Source organism: Phaeobacter inhibens DSM 16374, from assembly GCF_000473105.1.
GTDB classification, from domain to species: Bacteria; Pseudomonadota; Alphaproteobacteria; order Rhodobacterales; family Rhodobacteraceae; genus Phaeobacter; species Phaeobacter inhibens.
The window spans coordinates 2,634,745-2,660,726 of sequence record NZ_KI421498.1 but is presented as its reverse complement, the minus strand read 5'-3'; the positions used below and the strand labels follow the sequence as shown (position 1 = coordinate 2,660,726).

At 58.5% G+C, this 25,982-nt stretch carries 26 protein-coding genes; 9 read left to right on the top strand and 17 right to left on the bottom strand.

Annotation, left to right across the window (positions count from 1 at the left end):
* Positions 1-125: 125 nt before the first annotated feature.
* Positions 126-581 (bottom strand): CopD family protein, encoded by a 456-nt coding sequence (locus tag INHI_RS0116500; RefSeq protein WP_014881537.1) that lies wholly within the window; start codon positions 579-581, stop codon positions 126-128.
* A 405-nt stretch (positions 582-986) separates the two neighbouring features.
* Here INHI_RS0116500 and INHI_RS0116495 point away from each other — a divergent pair, with 405 nt between their 5' ends.
* The 4 genes from INHI_RS0116495 to dnaQ are packed head-to-tail and all read left to right on the top strand — an operon-like array spanning position 987 to position 3,736.
* Positions 987-1,586, top strand: coding sequence for a Maf family protein (locus INHI_RS0116495; protein ID WP_027248322.1), 600 nt, complete (start codon positions 987-989; stop codon positions 1,584-1,586).
* Positions 1,583-2,416, top strand: coding sequence for a shikimate dehydrogenase (locus INHI_RS0116490; protein ID WP_027248321.1), 834 nt, complete (start codon positions 1,583-1,585; stop codon positions 2,414-2,416). Before INHI_RS0116495 ends, INHI_RS0116490 begins: the two co-directional genes overlap by 4 nt.
* Positions 2,413-3,006, top strand: coding sequence for a dephospho-CoA kinase (gene coaE / locus INHI_RS0116485; protein ID WP_027248320.1), 594 nt, complete (start codon positions 2,413-2,415; stop codon positions 3,004-3,006). Before INHI_RS0116490 ends, coaE begins: the two co-directional genes overlap by 4 nt.
* Positions 2,999-3,736 (top strand): DNA polymerase III subunit epsilon, encoded by a 738-nt coding sequence (gene dnaQ, locus INHI_RS0116480; RefSeq protein WP_027248319.1) that lies wholly within the window; start codon positions 2,999-3,001, stop codon positions 3,734-3,736. Before coaE ends, dnaQ begins: the two co-directional genes overlap by 8 nt.
* 78 nt (positions 3,737-3,814) lie before the next feature.
* On the opposite strand, the gene secB is transcribed toward dnaQ, so the two are convergent.
* Complete coding sequence (gene secB, locus INHI_RS0116475; protein WP_014876402.1) at positions 3,815-4,309, bottom strand: protein-export chaperone SecB; 495 nt, start codon at positions 4,307-4,309, stop codon at positions 3,815-3,817.
* Between the two features lie 78 nt (positions 4,310-4,387).
* The gene (locus tag INHI_RS0116470; RefSeq protein WP_014881541.1) at positions 4,388-4,894 is read right to left on the bottom strand and encodes an FxsA family protein; all 507 of its coding nucleotides are present in this window, start codon (positions 4,892-4,894) and stop codon (positions 4,388-4,390) included.
* Between the two features lie 115 nt (positions 4,895-5,009).
* On the opposite strand from INHI_RS0116470, the gene INHI_RS0116465 reads away from it, so the two are divergent.
* Genes INHI_RS0116465 through INHI_RS0116455 form a run of 3 tightly spaced genes read left to right on the top strand, consistent with a single transcriptional unit; the run spans position 5,010 to position 7,320 of the window.
* Positions 5,010-5,666 (top strand): Tim44/TimA family putative adaptor protein, encoded by a 657-nt coding sequence (locus INHI_RS0116465; RefSeq protein ID WP_014876404.1) that lies wholly within the window; start codon positions 5,010-5,012, stop codon positions 5,664-5,666.
* Complete coding sequence (gene mltA, locus INHI_RS0116460; RefSeq protein ID WP_027248318.1) at positions 5,663-6,718, top strand: murein transglycosylase A; 1,056 nt, start codon at positions 5,663-5,665, stop codon at positions 6,716-6,718. Before INHI_RS0116465 ends, mltA begins: the two co-directional genes overlap by 4 nt.
* Entirely contained in the window at positions 6,718-7,320 is a 603-nt protein-coding gene (locus tag INHI_RS0116455; RefSeq protein ID WP_014876406.1) for a Smr/MutS family protein, read from the top strand. Before mltA ends, INHI_RS0116455 begins: the two co-directional genes overlap by 1 nt.
* A 21-nt stretch (positions 7,321-7,341) precedes the next feature.
* On the opposite strand, the gene INHI_RS0116450 is transcribed toward INHI_RS0116455, so the two are convergent.
* The 4 genes from INHI_RS0116450 to hslV all read right to left on the bottom strand — a co-directional run bounded on the left by INHI_RS0116450 (position 7,342) and on the right by hslV (position 11,531).
* Complete coding sequence (locus INHI_RS0116450; RefSeq protein ID WP_014881544.1) at positions 7,342-8,487, bottom strand: alpha/beta hydrolase; 1,146 nt, start codon at positions 8,485-8,487, stop codon at positions 7,342-7,344.
* Between the two features lie 85 nt (positions 8,488-8,572).
* A complete protein-coding gene (hslU, locus tag INHI_RS0116445; RefSeq protein ID WP_014881545.1) occupies positions 8,573-9,883 on the bottom strand; it encodes an ATP-dependent protease ATPase subunit HslU in 1,311 nt (436 codons plus the stop codon).
* A gap of 12 nt (positions 9,884-9,895) precedes the next feature.
* Positions 9,896-10,966 carry a hypothetical protein gene (locus INHI_RS0116440; RefSeq protein ID WP_027248317.1) on the bottom strand — a complete coding sequence of 357 codons (1,071 nt, stop codon included), beginning with the start codon at positions 10,964-10,966 and terminating at the stop codon, positions 9,896-9,898.
* Position 10,967: 1 nt separating this feature from the next.
* On the bottom strand, positions 10,968-11,531 hold the full coding sequence (gene hslV / locus INHI_RS0116435; RefSeq protein ID WP_014881547.1) for an ATP-dependent protease subunit HslV: 564 nt from the start codon (positions 11,529-11,531) through the stop codon (positions 10,968-10,970).
* A 334-nt stretch (positions 11,532-11,865) separates the two neighbouring features.
* On the opposite strand from hslV, the gene INHI_RS0116430 reads away from it, so the two are divergent.
* A complete protein-coding gene (locus tag INHI_RS0116430) occupies positions 11,866-12,060 on the top strand; it encodes a DUF1127 domain-containing protein (protein WP_014876411.1) in 195 nt (64 codons plus the stop codon).
* A gap of 81 nt (positions 12,061-12,141) precedes the next feature.
* Here INHI_RS0116430 and INHI_RS0116425 read toward each other — a convergent pair whose 3' ends face one another.
* From INHI_RS0116425 to regB, 10 genes are all read right to left on the bottom strand, one after another.
* Positions 12,142-12,507 (bottom strand): Lin0512 family protein, encoded by a 366-nt coding sequence (locus INHI_RS0116425; protein WP_027248316.1) that lies wholly within the window; start codon positions 12,505-12,507, stop codon positions 12,142-12,144.
* On the bottom strand, positions 12,504-12,851 hold the full coding sequence (locus INHI_RS0116420) for a Lin0512 family protein (RefSeq protein ID WP_027248315.1): 348 nt from the start codon (positions 12,849-12,851) through the stop codon (positions 12,504-12,506). Before INHI_RS0116420 ends, INHI_RS0116425 begins: the two co-directional genes overlap by 4 nt.
* Positions 12,852-12,942: 91 nt before the next feature.
* Positions 12,943-13,263, bottom strand: coding sequence for a thioredoxin (gene trxA / locus INHI_RS0116415; protein ID WP_014876414.1), 321 nt, complete (start codon positions 13,261-13,263; stop codon positions 12,943-12,945).
* Between the two features lie 62 nt (positions 13,264-13,325).
* Positions 13,326-16,694, bottom strand: a complete 3,369-nt coding sequence (gene addA, locus INHI_RS0116410) for a double-strand break repair helicase AddA (protein WP_027248314.1) — start codon at positions 16,692-16,694, stop codon at positions 13,326-13,328.
* A complete protein-coding gene (gene addB / locus INHI_RS0116405) occupies positions 16,691-19,624 on the bottom strand; it encodes a double-strand break repair protein AddB (RefSeq protein WP_027248313.1) in 2,934 nt (977 codons plus the stop codon). The genes addA and addB overlap by 4 nt, the downstream gene beginning before the upstream one ends.
* Positions 19,614-20,288 carry a nucleotidyltransferase family protein gene (locus INHI_RS0116400; protein ID WP_027248312.1) on the bottom strand — a complete coding sequence of 225 codons (675 nt, stop codon included), beginning with the start codon at positions 20,286-20,288 and terminating at the stop codon, positions 19,614-19,616. The genes addB and INHI_RS0116400 overlap by 11 nt, the downstream gene beginning before the upstream one ends.
* Before the next feature lie 23 nt (positions 20,289-20,311).
* Positions 20,312-21,310, bottom strand: coding sequence for an aminoglycoside phosphotransferase family protein (locus tag INHI_RS0116395; protein ID WP_027248311.1), 999 nt, complete (start codon positions 21,308-21,310; stop codon positions 20,312-20,314).
* Positions 21,307-21,786, bottom strand: a complete 480-nt coding sequence (tsaE, locus tag INHI_RS0116390; protein ID WP_014881554.1) for a tRNA (adenosine(37)-N6)-threonylcarbamoyltransferase complex ATPase subunit type 1 TsaE — start codon at positions 21,784-21,786, stop codon at positions 21,307-21,309. Before tsaE ends, INHI_RS0116395 begins: the two co-directional genes overlap by 4 nt.
* Positions 21,787-21,886: 100 nt before the next feature.
* Positions 21,887-23,437, bottom strand: a complete 1,551-nt coding sequence (locus INHI_RS0116385; RefSeq protein WP_027248310.1) for a PAS-domain containing protein — start codon at positions 23,435-23,437, stop codon at positions 21,887-21,889.
* 92 nt (positions 23,438-23,529) lie between these two features.
* Positions 23,530-24,927, bottom strand: coding sequence for a sensor histidine kinase RegB (gene regB / locus INHI_RS0116380; protein ID WP_014881555.1), 1,398 nt, complete (start codon positions 24,925-24,927; stop codon positions 23,530-23,532).
* Between the two features lie 388 nt (positions 24,928-25,315).
* On the opposite strand from regB, the gene INHI_RS0116375 reads away from it, so the two are divergent.
* Positions 25,316-25,936, top strand: a complete 621-nt coding sequence (locus INHI_RS0116375; RefSeq protein WP_027248309.1) for an SCO family protein — start codon at positions 25,316-25,318, stop codon at positions 25,934-25,936.
* The last annotated feature ends 46 nt before the right edge of the window (positions 25,937-25,982 follow it).

Below are 25,982 nucleotides of genomic sequence, written 5' to 3'. Positions count from 1 at the left end.
ATACGGCCTTTGTTCTCCCCTGAGATCTGGGGAGCGGTGTCATTGGTATAAGGAAGACACGAGTGCCCGGACGGGCCCGTTGGTCGCATACATAAGGGGTCCACCCTGTTGAGTCAAATCTTCGCTCAGAACTTGAAAATGACCGATACCACGATGACCACCATCAGCAATGTCGGGACTTCATTCATCATTCTATAGCTTCGACCACTGCGGGTGTTTTTTCCATTCGCGAAATCACGGTGACGAACCAGCAACCAGTGGTGAAACCAGGTCATCCCCAGAACGCTCAGGCCCTTCGTCCAGGGCCAAAGACTGCTCCAGTCGACCAACCCCGGCGTCAGTACCATTAGCAGCCCTGCAGCCCAGCTGGCGTACATGGCGGGCCTCATAATGATGCGAAGCAACTTCTCTTCCATCATGACAAAGATGGGAAGGCTGTCCGGTACCTTCTCTGCCTGCTCCACGTGATAGACAAATAACCTCGGGAGGTAGAACAGACCTGCCATCCAGCTGATCACTGCCATGATGTGCAGAGATTTGGCGTAGGGGTAAATTTCAAAGAGCAGATCGCTCAGATCCATGGTTGGCCTCTCGGTTCCCTCTCTCCCCTTAAAATATAAGTATTTTAAAAGGATGATGTTTTAGTAGTGCACCCTAAAAACGGTGGATAACTGACTCGTCCACCGGCTTATCCCCGCTTGGGATAACTTACCAGCTTTACCCCCAGCGACATGATGACTCTTGCCGGCAGGCTATAAAAACATGAGAAATATTACGTGCAATCTGGGGTTTGGTCGTGGGGATAAACTTGGGGTGAAATCAGAGCAACTGAGATATCCACGATTTCAAAGTTATCCCTATCCTCTCAGGGCGAATCTGCCGGCAAGCAAATGGGGATTTTGAGGTTCTCCACGGCTTGCGAATTGGCCGAAATTTCATACAAACCGTCCAAAGCTCATCACACTCTTGCCCACGGGGTTTTCCACATGTCTACCCACATCGTTCTGGCTTCCGGATCGCAGATACGCGCCCAGCTGTTGCGGCAGGCTGGCGTTCCGTTTGAGGTCGCCGCAGCCCGTATTGACGAAGCGGCGATCAAGGCGGCGCTTCTGGCAGAGGAGGCCACGCCGCGTGATATCTCCGATACGCTCGCAGAGGCGAAGGCGCGCAAGGTCAGCGCGAAGCATCCTGGAGCCCTGGTCTTGGGCTGTGATCAGGTTCTCGAGTTTGATGGAAAATTGTTATCAAAACCAAAAGATTCGGATGATGCGTTTGATCAGCTGAAGATGATGCGCGGCAAGCGACATATGTTATTGTCCGCTGCGGTTATCTATCGCGACAATGAGCCGCTATGGCGGCATATCGGGCAGGTGCGGCTTAGGATGAGGTCGAGTTCCGATGCATATCTGCGCAGTTATGTTATGCGGAACTGGGACAGTATTAAGTATGCCGTTGGCGGATATAAGCTGGAGGAAGAAGGGGTGCGATTGTTCAGCGCCATCGAGGGAGACTACTTCAATGTGCTCGGATTACCTTTGCTGGAGCTTCTGAACTATCTGGCCCTTCAGGGAGTGATAGAACAATGAATGATACTCGGATTCCGCTGGCTGGCGTGATCGGCAGCCCCGTTGCACATTCCCGATCACCTCTGGTGCACGGCCATTGGCTCCAGACCTATGGCATTGCTGGTCATTATATACCGCTGCATGTCGAACCGGGTCAGTTGGAGGAGGTTGTTCGCAGTTTACCCAAGATGGGGTTTGTCGGCGCAAACATCACCATCCCGCACAAGGAACAGATCATGGAGATCGCCGATCAGGTGACGGATCGTGCGACATTGATTGGCGCTGCCAATACGCTGATATTCCGCGCTGATGGCTCTATCCTTGCTGATAATACAGATGGTTACGGTTTTATCACCAACCTACACCAATCCGCGCCGGACTGGGATCCTGCCGCAGGTCCGGCCGTTGTATTTGGGGCCGGCGGCGCCAGTCGCGCGGTGATCGCCTCCCTGCTTGAGGCAGGCGTACCAGAGATTCTGTTGAGCAACCGGACGCGGGAACGGGCGGATCAGTTCCGCAGTGAATTTGGCTCCCGCATTCAGGTGGTCGACTGGGTGCAGGTTGGCAATGTCATCGAACAGGCTGCTCTTCTGGTGAATACGACCTCTCTTGGAATGGTTGGAAAGCCGCGTCTGCGTGTGCCCCTGGATGGGCTTCGTTCCAGCACTGTTGTGACAGATCTGGTCTACACACCGCTGAAAACGGAAATGCTGCAATGGGCCGAGGATATTGGCTGTACCACTGTTGATGGTCTGGGAATGCTGTTGCATCAGGCGGTACCGGGATTTGAACGCTGGTTTGGCAAGCGGCCCGAGGTTGACACCGCTACGCGGGAGGCCGCATTGGCATGAGTTATGCGTTAGGACTAACCGGGTCTATCGGGATGGGGAAAAGCGCAACCGCGCAGATCTTTGCCGAAGAGGGTTGCGCAGTTTGGGACGCGGATGCTGCAGTTCACCGTCTTTATGATGTAGGCGGTGCGGCGGTCGCCCCCATTGGGAACGCGTGGCCCACGGCCGTTATAGAAGGCCGGGTTGACCGGGGGCGCCTGCGCGAAATCATCGCCGACGATAGTCGCGCCCTGCCCCGAATTGAAACCATCGTACACCCACTTGTCGCTGCTGACCGCGAGGGTTTCAGAACGTCGTCGCCGCATGATGTTCTGGTGTTTGATATCCCACTGCTGTTTGAAACCGGTGGCGACACAGGAATGGATGCCGTCGCCTGCGTCTGGATCGATGCTGAGACACAGCGCCAGCGGGTCCTTGCGCGCGGGACGATGACAGTTGAGCAATTTGAACAAATCCTGCAGAAACAGATGCCGATAGAGGAGAAGAAAGCGCGGGCCGATTATCTGATCGAGACCGACACCCCGGACCATGCCCAGACTCAGGTACGGACCATCCTCGCACAGATTAGAAGGCTGATAGCAGATGCGTGAAATTGTTCTTGATACGGAAACCACGGGCTTTGACCCGTTTTCCGGCGACCGGATTGTTGAGATCGGTGCGGTTGAACTGCTCAATCACATGCCAACGGGCGAGACATTTCACGTTTATATCAACCCTCAACGCTCCATGCCGCAGGATGCGTTCAAGGTGCACGGCATCGGGCCGGATCTTCTGGAGCCGCCACAGCAGCCCGGCCCGGGTGCTGTCACCCTGCGCGACAAGCCTGTGTTCGCGAAAGTGGGCCAGAAATTTCTGAATTTTGTCCGGGATTCCAAAATGGTGATCCACAATGCGGCCTTCGACATGAAGTTCCTCAATGCGGAGCTGGATTGGATGGGGCTGCCAAAGCTGCCGATGGATCAGGCGGTCGATACGCTGGCGATTGCCCGTAAACGTTTTCCTGGCTCGCCGGCGACGCTGGATGCGCTCTGCCGCCGGTTCAATATCGACAACAGCAATCGAACCCTGCACGGGGCGTTGCTCGATTCTGAAATTCTGGCCGATGTCTATCTGGAGCTGATTGGTGGCCGACAGCCGGACTTTGGCCTTTCAGCCTCCAATGATAAGGCCAGCAGCGGGGCGACGGTGACAGATGACTGGCGCCCGACTGCACGGCCATCCCCGCTGCCGTCGCGACTGACCGAGCAGGAACAGGAAGCACATGCCAATTTCGTTGCTAAAATGGGGGATGCCGCCCTGTGGAACGGCGCCAATAGCTGATTTCTGACCCTAAGGGCCAAACGCAAAAAAAACGCCGCTGAAAACAGCGGCGTTTTTCGTATCCCAAGCAGGGAACGCTTATTGCTGCGGTTGTTCCGCAGCCTCGGCCTGCTGCCGACGCGCCAGTTCGTTGCGATAGATCGCAACGAAATCGATATTATCGAGGTTCAACGGCGGGAAGCCACCGTCACGGGTGACGTCGGAAACGATGCGACGCAGGAACGGGAAGAGCATGCGCGGGCATTCGATCAGCAGGAACGGATGCAGCTGATCTTCGGGAATGCCGGAAATGTTGAAAATCCCGACATATTCCAGTTCCAGAACGAAGAGGACGACATTGCCTTCTTTGTCCTTGGACTCGATGTTCAGCTTGGTCATCACTTCATATTGGTTTTCCGCCTGACGCTTTTTTGCATCAAGGGCAACCTGCACGCTGACATCTGGCTGAACGTCGGCGCCGACGCCTTTTTGTGCCATGACGTTTTCGAACGACATATCTCGGATGAACTGGCCCAGAATATTCATCTGGACTTGCGGCTGCTGCACGCCTTCTGTTGCGCCGTTTTCGGCCATGAAGCTACTCCTAAACTATGTTTTGCTCGTGCTTATCAGCTTGGGAGCGGTACCTCAACGGGGTGTCACGCCTCCCGCCTAGCCCTGCCCATCAACCCAGCCGGAGGGGCCTTTTCGCGGTCGATCGTTGCTGACGTCCTCATAATCGGCATCAATGACGTCGCCCTGAGGTTTAGGGGAATTGTCGCCAGGGTAGCTGCGTCCGTGCATGCTGCCAGGGCCCATCTGGAACCGGGCAACCGTCACTTTTGAGCGCAGGTAGCGATAAACAGCAATACGTATCTGTGGGACCAGAAGGGCGAAGCCAACCGCATCCGTGAAAAAACCGGGTGTTAGCAGCAGGGCGCCGGCCACCAGAATCATGGCGCCATGCGCCAGGGGTTCGGTGGGGTCATTCAACTGCTCGAAAGAGCTACGCAGCTGGCCGAGCGCGAGCCGACCCTGCGTACGGACCAGCCAGGTCCCCAACACGGCCGTCAGCACCACGATAGCCAGCGTTGGCCAGAGGCCGATGGCGCCACCGACTTGAATAAAAAGTGCGATTTCAATGATCGGAACCATCAGAAAGGCGAGAAAGAGATACATGCTGGGTTTCCTCAGAACTTGCGCGGAACGGTGGACTTGCGCCGACCCGTCACCTACATAAGGTTGGAACGCTTTAGTTTCAAACGAAGCATGAACATCTACCGTAGAGGTTGTTATGGAGTCGCCCGTGATTCAGCTGTTGGTTTTGGCCGGTATTGCCGTGTTTTTGATCCTGCGCCTGAAAAGCGTACTGGGCACCCGTGAAGGGTTTGAAAAGCCGGCCGTGCCGCAGGCCGATCGCCAGAACCGACGCCCCGAACTTGAGGTGATCGAAGGCGGACCAGATCACGATATCGTTGATTATGTCCCCGAAGACAGCCCGCAGGCCAGCGATCTTGCCGCGATGAAAAAAGCCGAACCTTCGTTTGAGGTGCGTGATTTCGTGCAGGGCGCCCGTGGCGCATATGAAATGATCCTCATGGCTTTTGAACGCGGCGAGCTGGATGATATTGAAGCTTTCCTTGCGCCTGACGTCTTTGACAGTTTTGTCACCGCAGTTGCTCATCGTGAGGATCAGGGGCTGACGATTGAGGCAGAGTTTATTGGCGTCCGTGAGACGACGTTGACCGACACCAGCTTTGATCCGGCGACTGGAGATGCACAGATCACGATGCGGTTTGTCGCTGAGTTGACCTCGGTTGTGCGTGATCGCGGTGGAGATATTGTTGAGGGTGATCCCAAGGCGGTGAAGCGCCAGAAAGACACCTGGGTCTTTGGCCGCACCATGGGCAGCGCGGACCCGAACTGGCATCTGGTCGCTACGGACGCATGATGCGTGGGCTCCGGCGGGCACTCTGTGCGCTGGCTCTTGGAGCTGGCGCATATTTGTTTCCGCAGGGCGGACAGGCGGAAACCAGTTATACCATGCTGTCCTTCGCTCAGCTGGAGGGATGGGCAGACGATGATCACGAAGCGGCGCTGGGTGCATTTCTACAGACTTGCCGTGATTTGAAAGATCCCGACTGGCGCGCGCTCTGCGCATTGGCCAACGAACAAGACCCTAAGGCAGCGCGTGGCTTTTTTCAGCTGTTCTTTCGCCCGGTCCTGATTGAAGATGGCGCGCCGGCCCTGTTCACCGGCTATTTTGAACCCGAGCTTTCAGGCGCTCGCCGACCCAGCTCGCGCTACCGGTATCCGGTTTATCGTCAACCGCCGGAGTCGCGCAAGATCAGTCAGTGGCTGACACGACGCGAACTTCTGACAAGCGGTGTGATGGAGGGGCGCGGGTTGGAAATCGCCTGGGTCGATGATCCGGTGGAACTGTTTTTCTTGCAAATTCAAGGGTCTGGTCGAATTCGCCTGCCCGATGGATCGTCGATCCGTGTTGGCTATGGTGGTGCAAACGGTCATGAATACCGGTCCATCGGCACTGAATTGGTCCGCCGCGGTATTTATAATATCCATCAGGTCAGCGCTGCAGTGATCAAGCGTTGGGTGCGGCGCAATCCCCTCGCCGGCGAGGATCTCCTGATGCACAATCCCTCATATGTGTTTTTCCGTGAGGTAAGCCGCATTCCCGCCTCTGCCGGGCCGCTGGGGGCAATGAACCGCTCGGTGACCACTCTACGCAGTCTGGCAGTTGATCCACGTTTCACGCCGCTGGGCGCGCCGGTCTGGCTTGAAAAAGACGGAGCGAAGCCGATGCGCCGCTTGATGATTGCGCAGGATACCGGATCAGCGATCAAGGGCGCGCAGCGCGCCGATGTGTTCTTTGGCAGCGGTGACGAAGCCGGGATTGAGGCCGGCAAGCTGCGGGATCCGGGTAGAATGGTCGTTCTGTTGCCGATCCAACGTGCCTATGCGCTGTTGCCAGGGGACTACTGATGACCCGCCGCAAACTGACATCTGAGGAAATCGACCTGTGGCACCGCGTTGCCAAACAGGCTGAGCGGCTGCACCCGAAAACACACACCGCCCCTGCCACGGCCCATTTGCCAAAACCAAAGCCAACTAAATCGATACTTCCGCCACAGGAGCGATTCACGCCAGAGCTGTTCGAGTTGGGGTCCAAGGTTGGGCCAAAGTCGGCCAGACATGATCTTAAGCCCAGTGTCACCAGTGGGCTGATCGCTGCGCCGATGCAGATGGACGGTAAGGCCTATCGCAAGATGAAACGCGGTAAACTGAAGCCCGAGGGTAAGCTGGATCTGCATGGAATGCGGGTTGATTCCGCGCATCCGGCGTTGGTTGGCTTTGTCCTGTCAGCGCATTCTGCCGGCAAGCGGCTGGTGTTGGTGATCACCGGCAAGGGGAAGGATCGCGACGAACCCGGCCCGATGCCGGTCCCCCGCGGCGTCTTGCGACATCAGGTGCCGCAGTGGTTGTCCTTGCCGCCACTGTCGCAGGTGGTGCTTCAGGTGACACCGGCCCATGTCAGCCATGGCGGCGGCGGGGCGTACTACGTCTACCTGCGCCGCCACCGCTGAGATCGGTTCAAGACGCTTGGGTCAGCGATCTTCGCCGCGATAGATGTTAGCCTGATAGTTATCCGACAGCGTGATCTCGACAGCGTTGTCCTCCTTGTCAACGACCAGTCGGCCGGGGAACAGGCGTTGGATCGAGAGCGCCTCGCGGTCAAAGGCCGCAGCAGTCTGGCGGGCCGAATTCAGGATAGACAGCACTGCCGGCGAGGTTGCGGCCACGAAATGCCCGGATTCCGCAGTATCGGCATAGGCCGTTGTATCGACCACTTCGATGGGCAACTCTGACACGTCATCAAGTGATTTGAGATTGCCGAGCCGGCCCCTGTTGTGGGTTCCACGCAGGCGTTGCGACAGGTTCAGCACATTGTCCTTGCGCGAGACCATCACGACAAACGGCTGCGGTACCGGATCGATCCTGCGCATTTGACTGCGGAAGACTTCGACATCCAGATCCGGCGACATCAGGATCACCGCACCAAGATTTTTGCTGCTCCAGCCGGGTGTCTTGATCTCCATTTGGCGCATGGTTTCCATCACCAGTTGCGATCCCATGGAATGTGCCACCAGCACCACGCGGTTGGACACACCAGGTTTCAGATTGCGCAGCAATTGCTCCAGGCCATCGCGTGCAAACAACACGCTGTCGCCGTCGTAGGCATAACCCAATGGATTGCCCTGACTGGGCCAGGAGTAGATGATCGTGGCGCCGGGAATACCAATGTCGTTGCTCAGCTGCGCAGCACGAAAGGCCGTTTCAGCTTGGGTTGAGTTGAAGCCATGGACAAAAACGGTGATGTCACGCTCCCCAACCGGGTAGCTCTTAAGCTCACGCTCGATCCGGCGGTTCAGCTCAGCCATCCCGTCGAGCCGTTGCCGACCCGCCATGGTGAACTGGGTTTCAGGGTTGGGTTCGGCATAGGCAAAATCCAATTGTCCCGGCGAATGACTGGGCGGGATCGACACTGTCAGCTCCAACAGGCGTAGAGTATCGGATCGTTCCGGGCCAAAGGTCCCGTTGGGCAGCGGCTCACGAGTGGTTGCGCCGAATATGGTTTTGGCTTTGCCGACCTCCAACGCGTCGGGAACGGTTGGTGTAAAGGATCTGTCGGTGCATCCAGCCACAACAATCAACACGATGCAAAGACGGGAGAGGACTCGTGTAAAACGCATGTTTTGGACCACCAATTGACAATGGCGGCAGGCTACTGGGCGCCCACCGCCATGTCCACTGATTGCGCAGATGCCCTAACGGTGGTCAGAGCACATATCGGCTGACATCTGCAGATTTGGTCAGTTCACCAAGGTTCTTGCGAACAAATGCGGCATCCACAGTCACCGTTTCACCTGAGCGATCAGGCGCGCTGAAGGACAGTTCTTCAAACACACGCTCAATCACCGTGTAGAGACGACGCGCGCCGATGTTCTCGACGGTCTGATTGACCTCAGCTGCAATCTTCGCCAGCGATGCGATCCCGTCATCGGTAAAGCTGACATTGACCTCCTCAGTACCCAGAAGGGCAGTATATTGCAGTGTCAGCGCATTGTCCGTTTCGGTCAGGATACGTACAAAATCCTCTTCGCTGAGCGCGCGCAGATTGACGCGGATCGGCAGTCGGCCCTGCAGTTCGGGCAACAGATCTGACGGTTTGGCAATATGAAACGCACCCGAAGCGATAAACAGAATATGGTCGGTTTTGACCGGGCCGTGTTTGGTCGAAACAGTGGTGCCTTCAATCAGGGGCAGCAGATCGCGCTGCACGCCTTCGCGGCTGACGTCGCCGCCGCGCGCGTCTTGACGGGTGCAGACCTTGTCGATTTCATCCAGAAACACGATGCCATTTTGTTCAACTGACTCGAGCGCTGCCTTGGTCACGGTTTCATCGTCCAAGAGCTTATCGGCTTCTTCGCCGATCAGCACATCGTAGCTGTTTGCAACAGTCATCTTCTTGCGCGTGGTGCGTCCGCCCATCGCTTTGCCGAACAGATCGCCGAGGTTCATCATGCCCATGTTGCCGCCTGGCTGGCCTGGGATTTCGAACATGCCTCCCATCGGGTTGGAAGTGTCTGAAACATCCAGTTCAATGATGGTATCATCCAGCTCGCCGGCTTTCAGCTTCTTGCGGAACATATCGCGGGTGGCATCTCGGGCGTCAGTGCCGGCGATGGCATCAATCACCCGTTCTTCAGCAGCCTGGCGGGCCTTGGCCTTTACGTCGTCGCGCATGTGTTCGCGCGTTTGAACAATGGCTATATCCACCAGATCCCGAATGATCTGCTCAACGTCGCGACCGACATAGCCGACCTCGGTGAATTTGGTGGCTTCCACCTTGATGAAGGGCGCGCGGGCCAATTTTGCCAGCCGGCGAGAGATCTCTGTCTTGCCGACACCGGTGGGCCCGATCATCAGAATATTTTTTGGGTAGACTTCGTCGCGCAGATCATCGCCCAGCTGCTTGCGGCGCCAACGGTTGCGCAGCGCCACGGCAACCGCACGTTTGGCATCTGTCTGGCCGATAATGAAGCGATCAAGTTCAGAGACAATTTCGCGAGGAGTGAGGTCAGTCATGTGAGGTCCGTTTCAGTGAGCAGGCGGTAGCCGGTCCAGCGGCAGTACCCGTGAGAGAGGGGAAATCAGCAAGGCCCGGATCCGTGCCCAGAAGGCACCAAGGATCACCAGGAACAGGCCCAGCACAAGAATGGTAGTGGCGGCGCCGTCCCCGTCGAAGACTGTGGCCGCCAAGGTGACGCTATATCCGATCGCAGCGATCAGAAATGACCGCCGGTCGATGATGATCGCAACCAGCGCGAAGGCGAGGAGCACCGCCATCAGTGTCAGATTGGCGCTGGATGTGCCGTTGTCCAGCAGACTGAGAGCGATGGTGTTGACCAATGCCGGGGCGGCCACCACGTGCAGCCAGAACCCCTGAGCAGAGCGCCGGGTCACCCGGTGCGGATCGCTCAGGTCAAACAGCATCGCAACCGCAAATACGCCGACGCCAACCAGCAGGGTGACCCATGCAAACGGGCCGGAGGCTGACAGTAGAAACAAATCACTCATGACTGTCAGACTGCCCGATTGATTTGCGGCCAGCATTAGCGCCAGCGTGAACACGCCAAGCGCGATCAGTGCCATGGCAAAGGGGACCCGAAACCGCAGCCAGTAGATCGCAATTGAGATGGTGGTCAGGGCAACAGCCAGTGGCAGGCTGGAATAGTCACCCTGCGCGACCATGAACACCTGCGAATATTCCGCTGAAAGCCCGACGCCGGCGTTTAGGGTCCAGAGAATTGAGAGCGCAATCGCCGGCGCGACCATGCGGCGGCGGCGGATGAAATACTCACTCAGCACCCATAAAACCACGGCACCAATCACAGAGGACATGGTTGCCTTTTGAACCAGACCACCCAACCCTTCGGTCATGGAAATGCCGGTTACAGCGGCCCACCCGGTGGCCAGAATGATCAAGCCGATGACAATGAAGATCTCGTTGAACCCTTTGAACAGCTCAAAAGGTTCATCACCGGGAGCAAGGTTTTCACGCGCGCCCCGTCGGCTATGTGCCAAGGCCATGAGAGAGGCCGCCTGTGCCTCGCTCAGCAGACCTGAGCCCACCGCTGCACGAATATCGTTTTGATCGATATGGCTCATGTCAGTCCTTTTGGCTGATGCTTTCGACTGTCAGGCGACCGTTGGTATAGACGCAGATATCAGCGGCAATCGCCATCGCATCCCGGGCAACGGCTTCGGCGTTGCGATCACTGTCCATCATGCCGCGCGCTGCCGCCAGCGCGAAGTTACCGCCTGATCCAATGGCGGCGACGTCATGTTCGGGTTCCAGCACATCGCCGGCGCCGGTGATCACGAACATATCGGCGCCGTCGGTCACGATCAGCATGGCTTCCAGTTTTTGCAGGTATTTGTCAGTGCGCCAGTCCTTTGCCAGCTCAACACTGGCGCGGGCGAGCTGCCCGGGAGTGGCTTCCAGTTTCGCCTCCAGCCGTTCCAGCAGAGTGAAGGCATCGGCGGTGGAGCCGGCAAACCCTGCCACGACATCAAATCCACCGGGCGACAGGCGGCGCACTTTGCGGGCAGAGCCCTTGATCACGGTTTGGCCCAGGGACACCTGCCCGTCGCCGGCGATGACGACTTCGCCGCCTTTCTTCACACCAATGATCGTGGTGCCGTGCCAGCCCGGAAATTGATCGTCTGCCATCATGTTCTCCTCGTTTCCAGGCCTATATGGGCACTGGTCATTTGTACCTCAACCGGGTGCTATCCGTTGCGGGGGCCGGTGATCAAGCGAATAGCCGCGTGCCGTGCCTGGCCCCGGGCCATATGAAATGGTCCAGTTGAGCAGCAAAGGCGCCTCGCCGGCGATGCCTGAGGAAAGCCGCGCGCCCGGAATACGGGCAGATCGCCTAAAAAACATGCTATGCAAAAACTGCAATTCGGGGCTGTCGAACCGGCAATTGTGAGACTCGGCAGCTCATCCTACATGAGGCTCACAACCGACATGGTGTCGGCTGGTTCTCATAAGGAATGCGCAAATGGCTACCACAGCAAACATCCATGCGCCGCTCGGAGCAGTGACCGTACTCCGCCTGGTGGACGCAGTCTACAACGCCAAGTCTTCGATCCTGGCGTGGAAAGAAGCACGCGACACCCGCAACGCCCTGTCCGAGCTGACCGATACTCAGCTGGAAGACATCGGTCTGACACGCGCGGATATCGCAAAGATCTAAGGGCACGTCCCTCAGTACCAAAGATGATTTGGCCGCTCCTTTCAGGGCGGCTTTTTCTTTTGTTAGAGCCTGTTTCTGTGATCAGGATCGCAATCGGTAGCGTCCTGACTGATCCGGCAGCCAGGCCTCAATCGCTGCGGTGGCAACCACATGTTTGCTACCATCCGCATGATCATCTACATCCAATCCGCCAAAAACCGCCCGCACAGTGGCGCGTCCACGTGGCAGATCGGCGGCCACCAGATCGCAGTCGACCTTGTCAGGCTCCTGAACGCCGATTGTGACCTCAACCCGCATTTCAGTATGATCTATGCCCAGTTTGGCAAAGAGCGTGATCGACGAGTGGTGCAGCGCATCCTGCACGGCGCGGCGGGCTGCTTTGGTGTAATCTTGCCCATAAAGATCGTTGCCGGTGCCCATTTCCAGAATAATGCGTTTCTCGGTCATTCTGTCGGCTCCATATCAAATGAGACGATGATGGCTGCATTGGCGATTACCGTGTGGCCCGTGCCTGATTTGTCGATATCGAGGCCGCCTTTGGTCACATGAATCTCGGCTGTTCCATAGGGAAAGACTGCGCTGAGCGCGTCCCGGTCGATGGCGTCGGGGTTTTGTACGCCGATTTCAGCACGGATGTGCATGGCGGATTTGGGGAAGTCGAACAATTCGGCAACATTGACAGAGTTATGCCAGAGCGCGTCCTTGATCGCGCGTTTTGCAGCCTCGGTATAATCCTGTCGCCGTAGTGACGTCCCCATGCCGAACTCTACCAGCACCCGTGTTTCAGCCATGATTCCTCCCCCAATTTTGTCGCTTTGAAAACGACCTGTGAAAAAGGCGCCCCATTGGGACGCCTTTTGATATTTCTGATTGTCTGTTTGCTCAGATCGACTCGTCAATCCAGCTTTGCAGCGCAGCTTTGGGTGCGGCACCAGAGCGGTTGGAGACAACCTCGCCGTTCTTGAAAATGAACAGCGCTGGAATGCCGCGCACACCCATGGCCGAAGCTGCGTTGGGGTTGCTGTCGACATCGACCTTGGCGATCTTGACCTTGTCGCCGTATTCTGCGGCCAGCTCTTCCAGAGCGGGGCCAATCTGTTTGCAGGGACCGCACCATTCGGCCCAGAAATCCACTACTACGGGGACTTCGGAATTCTTCACTTCGGCATCGAAAGTGGCATCGGTTACGGCGACGGTGGACATTGGAATGTCTCCCTAAGAGTGTGGCAGTTCGGCTGTGAACCTATGAATGCCTTAACGGATCGTCAAGGTATCTGGCGGCGCTTAAGGGCGGATGACACAATATCGTGTGGCAGGTTCATCAGCGTCGCGGTACGGGTCCATAGCAGCGCCGTGTCAATCCGCCGATCAGGGTAGAGTGCTGCCAGCGCATGGGCATAGGCCCCCATTTGCCGCAACAGCCCCTCCGGGCATGTCTCTACGCTTGTGGGCACGGTGGCGTTCGATTTGAAATCAATCGCCTGAACCCGTTCCGGCGTTACGATCAACCGGTCAATCACGCCGTGAATGCGACGGCCATCCAGATCTGCGGTTATCGCAACTTCCGCCAAAGTGTCTGGAGCGAAGATCGCTTTCAGGTCTGGATTGGTCAGCACATGTGTTGCCTCCGTCAGCAGATCTGCGGTGTCTTCATGTCCAGCCAGCAAAGCGTTGGCCAGCTGAGGCCATGTATCCTGATCCGCCGGTGGCAGATGTTCCAGTAGACTATGCAACCAGCTGCCACGCGCCTTGGCAATGTCTTCGTCCTGTCCCAGATCCCCCGGCAAGGCCTTGGCCCCGCCCAGTTCCGACGGGCTGAGTGTTGGGACTGGCGGCTGATAGGGCGGTGGCAGCTGCCTGAACACTTCCGGCAACTGGGGTGCGGACGTGACCACTGGGGGATCTGCATGAAACGGCAGCCCGTCCCAGTCCCCGTGTTGCAGCCGCAGGCCCTCACCATATCCGGTATCATAGGGATTGGCACCGGCTTCCCGCAGCGCGCGCTCGACCATCTGGTACCAACTGTCCCCATCCTTGGACAGTTCGCCCGCAGCAGCGACTATCAGCCATTTTTCTGCACGTGTCAGCGCCACATAGAGCAGCCGCAGCCGTTCATTCCGGGCCTTTTCCTGCGCGGTCTCGCGGGCCGCTTGCATCACATCGGGCATCTGTGCGCTGGGCAGTTTCCACATTGGCCCAGCCTCGGCGCGCATGATTTCGTCGTCGCGCGGAGGTTTGCGTTTTGCGGTGTCAGGCAGGATTACGATTGGTGCCTCGAGACCTTTTGACCCATGCACCGACATCACCCGGATCATGTTTCCGGCTGCTCCCATTTGGCGTTTGATTTCCAGATCGTCGGCCTGCATCCAGACCAAAAACCCAGTGAGGCTGGGAATATCCGTGCGTTCATAGGCCAGTGCCTGGCTAAGCAGGGCGTTGACACCATCTTCGGCCTCCGGTCCCAGCCGGCCGAGCAGGCGTTGACGCCCACTGTGGCGTGTCAGAATACGTTCGATCAGGTCATAGGGGCGCAGGAAGTCGGTCTGACTGCGCAAGTCATCAATGATGGCCATCGTGTCAGGGTATTCCGCTGCCCGATCCCGAAGCGCGGTCCAGAGGTAACTGCCGCCATCGCGCCGGTGCGCCAGATCGAACAGGGTCTGTTCGTCCCAGCCAAACAGAGGCGATTTCAGCGCTGCAGCCAGCGACAGGGAATCCTCGGGCGTGGCGAGAAAGGACAGCAATGCAGCCAGGTCTTTCACCGCCAGTTCGGCGCCGATCTTCAACCGGTCGGCGCCAGCGATGGGCAGTCTCGCAGCCTTACAGGCGCGGATGATTTCCGAGAACAGCTCAGACCGGCGCTGCACGAGGATCAGAAAATCACCGGCCTGTACCGGACGGCGGCGGAAGCTGCCGCGCTCGGGCCCATCCTCCGGCAGGGTAACCTTGCCGTCGATCATTTCCTTGATCGCGGTTGCGATCCGTTCAGCCAGAATGACGGTGTGATGGCGCGCACCGGGACGATCCACCGGATCGGTCCAATCACGCTCTTCTTCGGTGTCAACTTTGTCCACGACAGGCCAAAGATCGACGCGCCCCGGCAATTCCGATTTAAAGGCGCGGTGTAGTGCATCGCGGTGAAACCCAGCACCGGGACTGTCTTTGAACACCAGATCGACCAGCCCAAGAATCGCTGCGGAGGAGCGGAACGAGAATTCCAGCGCCGCGTTTTGTAGCGCACTGCCGGTTTCCGCGAGCCGGTCGGCGAATTCGGCCTGCATTCTGTCAAAGGCGTCGGGGTCTGCACCCTGAAAAGAATAGATCGACTGTTTCTTGTCTCCGACGACAAAGATTGTGCGCTCGACCTCGGATCGCGCGCCCTCGCCGGCGGTAAACTCCTGCGCCAGCTTTTCGACCACATCCCATTGCACCGGGCTGGTATCCTGAGCCTCATCCACCAATATGTGATCAATGCCGCCGTCCAGCCGGTAAAGAACCCAGGCAGCCACGGCTGGATCATTCAGCAGCTGACGTGCCTTCAGGATCAAATCATCGAAGTCGAGCCAGCCGCGCAGCTGTTTGCGGCGATCATATTCCGGCAGGAATACAGCGGCAAAATCATGCAGGATCAGCGATTTCTCCACTGCGGCCAGGGCGAGGCGCTGGGCGCGGGCAGCCTCAACCCGCCGCATCAGAGGTTCCAACTGATCCATCAGCGCGACATTGCTTTCCCGCAGCTTTTTGGTGGGAAAGGCGTTGATTTTGGCCGTGAAGGGTGCCTTTGCGGAGGCTCCGGTCAGAAACACGGATTCAAGAACTGGCAAATCCGCGAGCGTTGGCTCGGTGATTTTGCGCAGCTTGGCAGCGGCCTTGGCATCGGTACTACCACCCTGCTCCAACATGGAGCAGGTGCGCGTCAGCAGGTCCGCCTCCCCCCCCAGATAGACGCTGTGCTCCAACATTTTTGCATCGAATTCCGCCGGAAGATCGAACAGCGCACGCAATCCGGCGCGATCCAGTGGCACCTCAAAATCGGAGCGTCGCTGACAGATTGCGGCGGTCAGGGTGTCAAAATCGCTATCGGTCACCTGCTGGGCCAGTCTGGCGATCAGACCGGCCTCACCCGGGTTTTCGCTGTTTGCGATGGCTTCCACCACCTCGCCCCGCAACAACACCGCGGCGCGGTCGTCCATTTCGGAAAACTGTGGGCTGACGCCGGCCTCTAGCGGGAACCGACGCAGTAGCGAGGCGCAAAAGGAGTGGATGGTCTGGATTTTCAGGCCACCGGGCGTCTCAATCGCACGAGCAAACAGGGTACGCGCCTGCGCCATCCCTTCGGCAGAGATCACATCATGGGCGCCCAGCTCTGTCAGTGCGGACGTTAGCGCATCATCCCCCAGCATGGCCCATTCGCCGAGCCGCTTGAACAGGCGATTCTGCATCTCGCTGGCGGCGGCTTTGGTGTAGGTCAGGCACAGGATGTGCTGCGGTTGGACCCCGCGCAGCAACAGGCGGGCCACACGATCCGTCAGCACCTTGGTCTTGCCAGAGCCGGCATTCGCGGCCAGCCAGGTAGAGGCATCGGGACGGGCGGCGCGGAACTGCGCCTCTGAGGCGGCGTCACGGGCTGTCATGTCAAAATCTCCGATACCGGTGGATCGCTTCGGTCCCATTCTCCGTAGCGTGCCAGATGATCGTAATCGCCTGTCTGGGTGTCCTGAAACACCATGCGACGGCTGCTATACCCCTGATCCGGCTCGAAATAGGCGCTGATGAGTTTGGTCAACTCTTCCCAGACCTTACTGGGAGGCTCATCCAGGAGCGGGGCTGCGACCTCTTTCAGCGGGCTTTTGAGGCCAAGGAACAGCGCCCGTTCCACCCTGCCCTCGCCGTATCGCTCAAACGCGCCGCGTTCGGCCATGGCGGCCTCAATCAGAAGCTGCTTTTCAAAGGTTTTCTGCTGGCTTTCTGTCGGTGGATCGCCAGTTTTGTAGTCAAATAAATGCAGGCCGCCGCGTTCATCCACATCGATTCGATCAGCTGTACCTGCAATCTCGAAATCAAGCGGTGCAACACGCACTGTGCCAGAAACCTCAAACCCGGAGGGCTGCGCAATGGCCTGCCGCTGTTGTTCGCCGGTGATGAAATCCTCGGCGATGCGTTCGAGCCGCGCCAGCCAGAGGCTGCGCGCTACGGGCCACGGGACCTTCGCCTCGAGATGTGCCGTGGCGGTGGTGAGAAAATCGGGCACCGTCAGCCTTTTGGGGTCTGTCACACTGGCCTTGATGAAATCCTCAAGAATCTTGTGCAGCACGATGCCGCGCAGCAGGGCGTCGGGTTCCTGCACCAATGGATCCAATGGGCGCAGTTTGAGGACATGTTTGGCGTAAATCGCATAAGGATCGCGGATCAGACGCGGGATTTCCGTGATTGTCAGGCGCCGGGGGCGTGCAGCGACGGGGGGGCGTGGCGCGGGTCGTTTGGCGGGGGGCAGAGAGGTTGGTGCCTCCAACACCTCCGCCCAGCCCAGCCATTCCTGACCACGGGCCCTCATATCTGCCAGCGCGGCAGGGCCGCCCTGCCCCGGCAAGCCGGACAGAAGGTTGGTCATTCGGTTGAGCCAGCGTGACGGAACTGTATCCGCTTCATCCGACCGTTCGGAGCGGGTCAACCAGACTTCGGGTGCAGCGATGGCTTGTTGGAAATCATGCGCCGACAGCCCGATGCGACGTTCCGGCAGCAACAGCCCGGCCTGATGGCGCAGCTGTCGGTTGAGCCATGGATCAGGGGTGGCCGCCTCGGGCCAGCTGCCTTCGTTCAGGCCGCCAAGGATCACCAGATCGGCCCCCTGCACGCGCGCCTCAAGCGTTCCCCAGATCAGGATGGAGCCATAGGGCGCATCGCGGTCCCGCACCTCTCCCTGCGATAGCAGCGCGCGCAGAAGATCGGCAAAATCGCGGGCGGTCATCTGGCCGCCATAACCAGCCTCCGCCTGAAGGTTGTTCATGATTTCCAGTGCTTTGCGACCAGCCTTCTTGTCCCAGAGGCTACCGGCAGATGCCTCCTGACTGCCACGGCCGATTGCCTCGGCGAGATTCCTAAGGGCATCAACCCATTGTGACAGGGGCTGCGTTCCACGGATGGGTTTGTCGGCAAAACACTGCGTCAGCCAGGCGGTCCACCCGGGCATCAGCTCCCGCCCAATTTCAAACGCGGCAAAACTGTCGGCCTCCGGAAAGGGGGGGCCGTAGCGGCGCAGCCGCAGCTCCAACTCGCGGGTGTGGCGCAGGTGATCACCGCGCCCTGCCCCATCGTGACAAAGCGGATGTTTCAGCAGCGTCAACAGCGTATCGCAGGCCAGCGGCTTGCAGAACAGTTCCGCGATGTGGCGCAGAAACCGGCCCGGAGGTGACAGTTGCAGTGGTTGGCCAGCGGAATCGTCCGGCAGAATATCCCAGCGATCCAGCGCGGCCGCCACCTGGCGGGTCAACATACGATCCGGTGTGATCAGCGCGGCTGTCTGTCCATCCTCGGCAGCCTTGCGCAGTCGCAGGGCAATGGTCAGCGCCTCGGCGCGGGGATTGGGGGCCTCCACCAAGGTCACATCGGCGGTGGCCTGATCGATACCGCGCAGCTCAGGCCCTTCGCGCATCCAGGCATCCGTAACAGGCGCCGGGCGCAGCGCCAGAGAGACCAGCCGATTGCGCGCCGTGGAGGCTGGTAGTGCATCGACCCATGGACGCACCTGATCCGGGGTCATGTCTAGATCGCGCATGATCTTGAAAAACCGATATTGCGGGTGGTCTTCTGACATCAGCGGATCATCTAGATGTTCCCAGACGTGGCCCGGCTGCTGGTCATCGAAACCGGGTAGGATCACCGCGCCCTGCGGCAGGCGCGCAATTGCCTCCATCAGCATCAGAGTGGTGCCACGCGATCCGGTAGAGCCGGCCAGGATGACCGGGTGTTGCGGTGGGCTATCCTGCCACTCTCCGATCAGATCAAGAACGACCTGTCGCTGACGGGCCTGCGCATCCATTGCGTGTTCGTGGGTTTCGGCAAATTCATCGGCGATTGCGATGAACTGCTGCGCCCGCGCCCAATGGCCGGACATATCGGAGACATCCAGCGACCGAATAATCTCCGGGCTGACCCCTTCGCCCTGCATTTCGTCAAACAGTGCTGCGAGACTATCTGATAGGTCATAGAGTGAGGACCGGGCCGCAAGATCGGGCTGGGCTTCCAGCAATTTGGCAATCAGCTGCGATAGCTCCAGCCGTCGCCGCAACGGCGGAAGGGCTGGCGGCAAACCACGTAAGGTGGCGCGCATATCGAGATCACTCAGCAGCGAAATACGCGGTAAAAGCAGGGCCGGTCCCTGATCAAACAGATCTCGTACCCGGCGCGCCATGCGGGAGGTGTTGACGATAAGTTCAACCTTGGCCAGTTCTTCTGGTGATGTGTTCTCACTGCGGGCAACCAGCCCGTCGACCAGGGCGCGTGGGAAATCAACGCCGCAGGGAACGGCAAAAAGGCGCGGCGTGTCTTGCGGCTCAAATCTCATCTTGGGCTATCAGGTCCTCAGCCAGGGGGATCCCTTCGGGGGTGCCGACATCGCACCAATGGCCGGGATATTCCAGCGCAAACAGGCGTCCTTCGGCGGCCATCAAATCCCACAGTGTGTTCAGCGAAAACACGGTCTCGTCGATCTCGGCCAGCCTGTTGGTCCGTAGCAACTGAACACCGCCATAGACCAGATTACCGCCTCGATGCAGACGCCCCTTTTCATCTGTGTAAAAATCACCATCGCCGCTGCGCCCGACAGTTCGGCTCATTGGAATACAAGTTAACAGCGCGTCCATGCGCGCAGGGTCCCAAGCGTCGCGCAGCAGGCGCAGCGGGTTCGGCCCGCGCCAAACCACATCCGGGTTCACGGTATAGACCGGTCCCGAGCGTGTTCCGAGCAGCGGCAGCGCATGTCGCAGCCCGCCACCGGTGTCGAGTATCTGAGGATCCTCATGGCTGATCACCACCTCGCTGCCTGCAAGATGGTTGGCCAAAACGTCACTCTTATAGTGGCTGTTGGCCACGATCACCGGCGGTGTGACCTCCCGCGCCAGATCCAGCGCATGGTCGATCAGCGGGCGACCGGCGACTGGGATCATCGGTTTGGGTTGATGTTTGGTCAGATGACGCATCCGGGTGCCGAAACCAGCAGCGAAGATCATAGCGGGATAAGTGATCTCTGCCATCAGCCGCGCAACCGGTTCAGCACCTCAGGGGTGGGTGCAGGCATTTCCTGATGCAGGAACTCCGCCAGTGGCGCCATCGCCGGGTGATCCAGACCGCGATGGAAATGATCCCAGACGCGGGGAATCAGATCGACGTAGTGCGGTTTGCCATAGTCACGCCCGAGGCGGGAAAAAACACCTAAGATACGCATGTTACGCTGCACACCCAGCACGGTATAGGCGGCGCGAAAGCTGCCCTCATCAACATCGGTCGCAGCGATATACCGCTCCATCATCTGCATTTCGATCACTGCAGGTACGTCGCGGCGGGCATCCTGTAGCAGTGACACAAGGTCATAGGCGCGATGGCCGGCGCGCGCGGCCTGGAAATCCAGCAGACCGACCCGTGCGACGCCGTTGCGTTCCGGTAGCCAGATCAGATTCTCGGCATGGTAATCGCGCTGAACCAGCACCACGTCGCCTTTTATCGTGCGGCGCAGGATATCCTCGAACTGATCGGTGAAGCGGGCGACATGTTCCGGTGAGGGCTCCTCACGAATCACATCGCGGTATTTGGCAAAGGCGAGGCTGGACAACTCCGCCATCAACCGTGGCCCGAGTGGTTCCAGTTCCGGCATCGGGGCCTCATGCAGCGCGACCAGCACATCGGTTGCCGCTTCATATAGGGGGCGCTCCTGCGCTGGGTCGTCGCGCATCACCCGCGCAAATAGTGCGTCCCCCAGATCTTCGATCACCAAGAAGCCATTGTCATGATCCTCGGCCAGGATTTGCGGCGCACTCAGACCCTGATCCCGCAGGTAGTTCGCAATCGCGACGAACGGTGCGACATCCTCTCCCTGATCCGGTGGAGCGTCCATCAGTACCACGGTGGCGCCATCTGCATCGCAGAGCCGCTCATAGCGTCGATTGGAGGCATCCCCGGCCAGCGGCGCGCGGGTCCAGTTGTGCCATGGCGTATCGGTCAGGAAGGTGGAAATGAGGCTTTGTCGGTCGGTCATGGGGTAATCTGCTTCATCAAAGGCTCCCAACGCGCATCACTCCAGCGCAATGTGGCGATACGGGCGTCGTCTTCGTTTGGATCCAAGGCCAGCGATATATGCAGCGCGGCAGCTGGCGTTAGTTCGGCCAGCCGATCGGGCCATTCGATCAGGCAGATAGCGGACTCAAAGGCGGAGATCAGGCCGAGCTCCTCAATCTCATCCAAGGAAGACAGGCGATAGAGGTCGGCATGCCACAACTCACCATTTGGCAGATCATAGGTCTGAACAAGGGTGAATGTTGGTGAGGGCACATCCTCAGGCACCGTCATCTCCGACTGGATCAGGCTGCGGGCAAAATGGGTTTTGCCCGCACCGATGATGCCCGACAGAAGCAGGCAGTCGCCGTTGCTCAGTTCTGCGCCTAATCGGGTGGCCAGATTGGTAGTTGCCTCGGGCGAGGGTAGCGGGATTACGAGGGTCTTCTGGGTTGTCATGGCGCGACAATGCCGCCCTGCGCGCGGCGCTGCAAGCCGGATCGAAAAAGCCCGGCATCGAACCGGGCAATCTCTTTGATTTCAGAGAAACAGAGCTCTTCTATTTGCCCTGTTTTGTAATCGCAAACCGTTGCTGATCAACCGGGGCGGGGGCTGGTTCCGGGGAGCGGAAGCTGACCATGGTTGCCCCGTTCTGAATGGCGCTGACTTTGCAGACCAGAGGCGTGCCGCTGCGCAGCTGTACATTGGCCCACCAAGCTGTGCGATTCTCGCTGCCGGCAACAAAATCCCGGATTTCACCCCAGGCTGGTGTTGCTGCGCACATATCCTGCCAGACGCGGCTGGAATCCATGATGGTGATCTTGGCGAAGCTGCCGTCGGGATCCATCTGCCAGAGATCATGATAGGCCGCATTGGAGAAGGTCATCGTGCCATCATTGGCAAAAACCGCGATGGCTTCATCCATCTGATCCATGATCGACTGACCCATTTCCAGCTCCGAGCGGAACTGTCGGGTCAGGGTGATCTCGGCGGTGATATCCTCAAACAGGAACGCGATGGCCCCATCGGGGTGCGGGCGACCGGAGACAGAATAGACCGATCCTGATGGCAGCGACCATGTTTCCTGGTAACGACCCTCAGCCGCGGCTTCCAGCAGATCAGCCATCTGGTGGCGCCAGCTGGAATAGTTCTTCGGTTCGGGCATCATGCGCTGATCGCGCAGCCGGTCAAAGAAGGTCAGCAGATTTGGGCGCGAGCTGAGGAAGTTGGCTGGCAGGGCGGTCAGATCAATCAATACGGGGTTGAACAGAACCAGCTGGCGATTGCGGTCAAAAATCGCAAGGCCAATGGACAGCTGGGCAAAGGTTTTTGCCAATGTCTGCACAAAGTTGCGCTGGGCGATCTCGGCGTCAACAACCGCGTTTACATCCACCGCATGACAAAGCCAGCCTGCCTCGGTTTCGGTGGTCGAGATATTGTACCAGAGTTTTTTCTTGCTCTCAGGCAGCGGGATAGAGATCCGCTCAGGCTTGCCGCTGGCCATCGGGTCATCGAGATCAGTGAACAGAGGTTCGGAGAAATCGACATTGCGTCCGCGGATTTTCTGGCTGAGATCATCATAGGCGAGGTTGGACCAGGTGACGGCACCATCATCAGACTGTAGCCAAACCGGATAGGGCGCCTGATGCACGGCTGAGCGCAGTGTCGTCAGTTCCTGATCGATGCTGTGATTGTGTTCTTCGGATGAGGTGCTGCGCAGCTGAACGCGGGTCACACCGTCGATCCATTCGCATAGCGCTTCGCGGCTTTCGGCGTTGGCTGTGCCAGAGAGCACAAGCGGTCCGACATCCTTCAGGAAGCCGGGGGATTGCGGCAAGCCTGGATAACTGCGGGCCAGTTGTTCGCGCAGGTTTGCCCAGCTGAAGGTTTCGGCCTGTTCACCGATGAAACGGCGTGCCCCGGAGGACCAGCCGATCAGCGTTGTATCATCAAAGAGAAACACGGCGTCAGACCGTCCATCCCCCTTTAGCAGGTCCTGCTCAAACCCCTTTGGTTTGGGGTTTGGAGACAGCCACCAGACAGCTGCCGCTGCCGTCGCCGCGCAAAGCGTCGCCAATACAAGCCAGTCGGTCGATAGGATCTGCTGCATGATGTCCGTTACCCACAAGTGTTTCGCTCTTACCCCCGATGTTTCCTGATAATGGTTAAATGAAGTTTAATTGGTTGCCTAAAAGTGAATAGTTAAATTTCTATACGTTTATTTTCCCCGATGGGAACGGCATTTTCGCCCGTCAGAGCGTCAATTTTGCTGCGGGGCCAGCTGACCTGCACCAATGCCCCGCGCCGCGCCGGATCACGGGTCAGCGTCTGATTTGGATCTGAGCCGTTTGCAAAGGTCAGCTGAGCGCCGCTGCGCTCCAGCAGAGTTTTGGCAATGAACAGTCCCAGACCCATGCCTTCATACTCCGGCCGCTGGCGCCGGTCGCTGTCGCTGCGTCTGCGGCGGACGAAGGGATCGCCAATTCGGCCCAGCAGATGCGACGGGTATCCCCGCCCGTCATCGCTGATGCGCAGCGTGATCGTCTCATCGTTCCAGCTGGCATCAATCCAGACAGTTGATCGGGCGAAATCCACCGCATTCTGGACCAGATTGCGCAGCCCATGAATGATCTCCGGCTGGCGCAGAATAGTAGGGTGCTGCGGATCGCCGTCGCTTTCGGGGGCCTCTTCAAACAGGATAGTCTTGCCGCGGTACATATGTGGCTCAGCGGCCTCGTTGATCACGGTTGAGAGAGGGGCCTGGCGCAGATGCAGGTCGTCCTTGCCAGCACGGCCCATGCTCCGCAGGATATCACGGCAGCGGTCTGCCTGCTCGCGGATCAACGCGGCATCTTCGCGCAGATCGGGCCTGTCATCCAGTTCATCGATCAGCTCCGCACTGGCCAGTTTGATTGTGGCCAGTGGCGTGCCCAGCTCATGTGCCGCGGCAGCCACCACACCGCCAAGATCGGTTAGCTTTTGTTCGCGCGACAGGGCCATCTGGGTGGCGGCCAGCGCATCGGACATGGACCGGATCTCGGCGCTGATGCGATAGGAATAGGCGCCGATGAACAGAACCGCGATCACAATGGCGGTCCAGTTGCCGAAGACAAAGATATCCGGCACCCGCAGCACAAAACCTTGCGGTGTGCGCAACGGCAGATGAAATTCTGCCAGCAGCGTCACCAGGATGATCGCGGTCGCACCAATGATCAGCGTTGAGCGAAGCCGCATCATCGAGGCGGAAATGGTCACCGGGCCCAGTACCAGAAGCGCGAAGGGATTGTTCAGCCCGCCGGTCAGATACAGCAGAAAGTTCAGCTGCAGGAGATCAAACAGAACCATCAGAAAGTTCTCGAACTCGGACAGGCGCTTGTTCTGCGGAAACAGGATAATCGCAATCAGGTTGCCGAGCACGGAAACACCGATAGCGATATAGCACAGCACCAGTTCCAGCTGCAGATTATACAGCTGCTGGGCCACGGTGATCGCTGACACCTGACCAACAATTGCCACCCAGCGCAGCAGGATCAAGGTACGTAAGCGGATCCAGTGGCTGCGTTCCTGGCCGCTTAGCAGATCAATATTTGTCGCGCTCATCTCGCACTCCATGGCGAAAAAGGGGGCATTGGTGGTCTTGTTGAAATCTGCTTGCATACGGGCCGGTTCCGGGCAAGGTGAAACCGGATAAGACAAAGCAGGACCGTCGCGGTAGTCTCGCATTCCTGGCGGTCACAGACAATTGATCAGCAGGTTAACGGGCCTTTCTCTGGCTCGAAAACCTGCTGATCAACCCCGGCTGCGCTGTTTTGTCCGTCTGGTCATTGGGGGGTGGCCTGCGATAGGTCCGACCCCGCGCAGGATCGCCATGACCCGGTCTGGTTGATGCGTGGCGGTTGCGTCGCTCCGCCCGTTGCATCGCCTGAAATTCTTGGTAGGTCTGGCGCAGCCTGTCGATAAATCTATTCCTTGCGCAAAGTGTGATCTCATGACCCGTCTCTACGCTATCCTTGCTGCCGTTGTTGTTGCTGCCCTGGTGGGCGGCGCCTGGTTTGCCACGCGAGGTGGCGGTGCGGATGATGATTTCGCGCAATGCCGCGCCAGCCAGATCGCCGGCGGCTCTGATACCATTGGCGGCCCGTTTGAGTTGTTGAACGCCAAGGGTGAAACCGTGACTGAGAAGGATGTGATCACCAAGCCGTCACTGGTGTATTTCGGCTATACTTTCTGCCCCGATGTTTGCCCGCTGGATGTCGCGCGCAACGCTGAGGCCATCGACCTGCTGGATGAGCGTGGGCAGGATGTGACGCCGGTTTTCATCTCTATCGATCCGGATCGCGATACGCCCGAAGTGGTTGGCGACTTCGCGGCCAATCTGCATGAGCGTATGATCGGACTCACCGGATCGCATGAGCAGGTCAAAGCGGCCAGCCGTGCCTATAAGACCTATTACAAGAAACAGGATGGTGATGAAGACTACTATCTTGTTGATCATTCGACCTTTTCTTATCTGGTTTTGCCAGAACAGGGGTTTGTTGAATTCTTCCGCCGCGATGAGACTTCGGAGCAAATCGCCGATAAGGTCAGTTGCTTCCTGGAAAATCTGTAACCTGGATGAAGGTTTGACGTTTCCGGGGTGAGACGTAATATCAAGC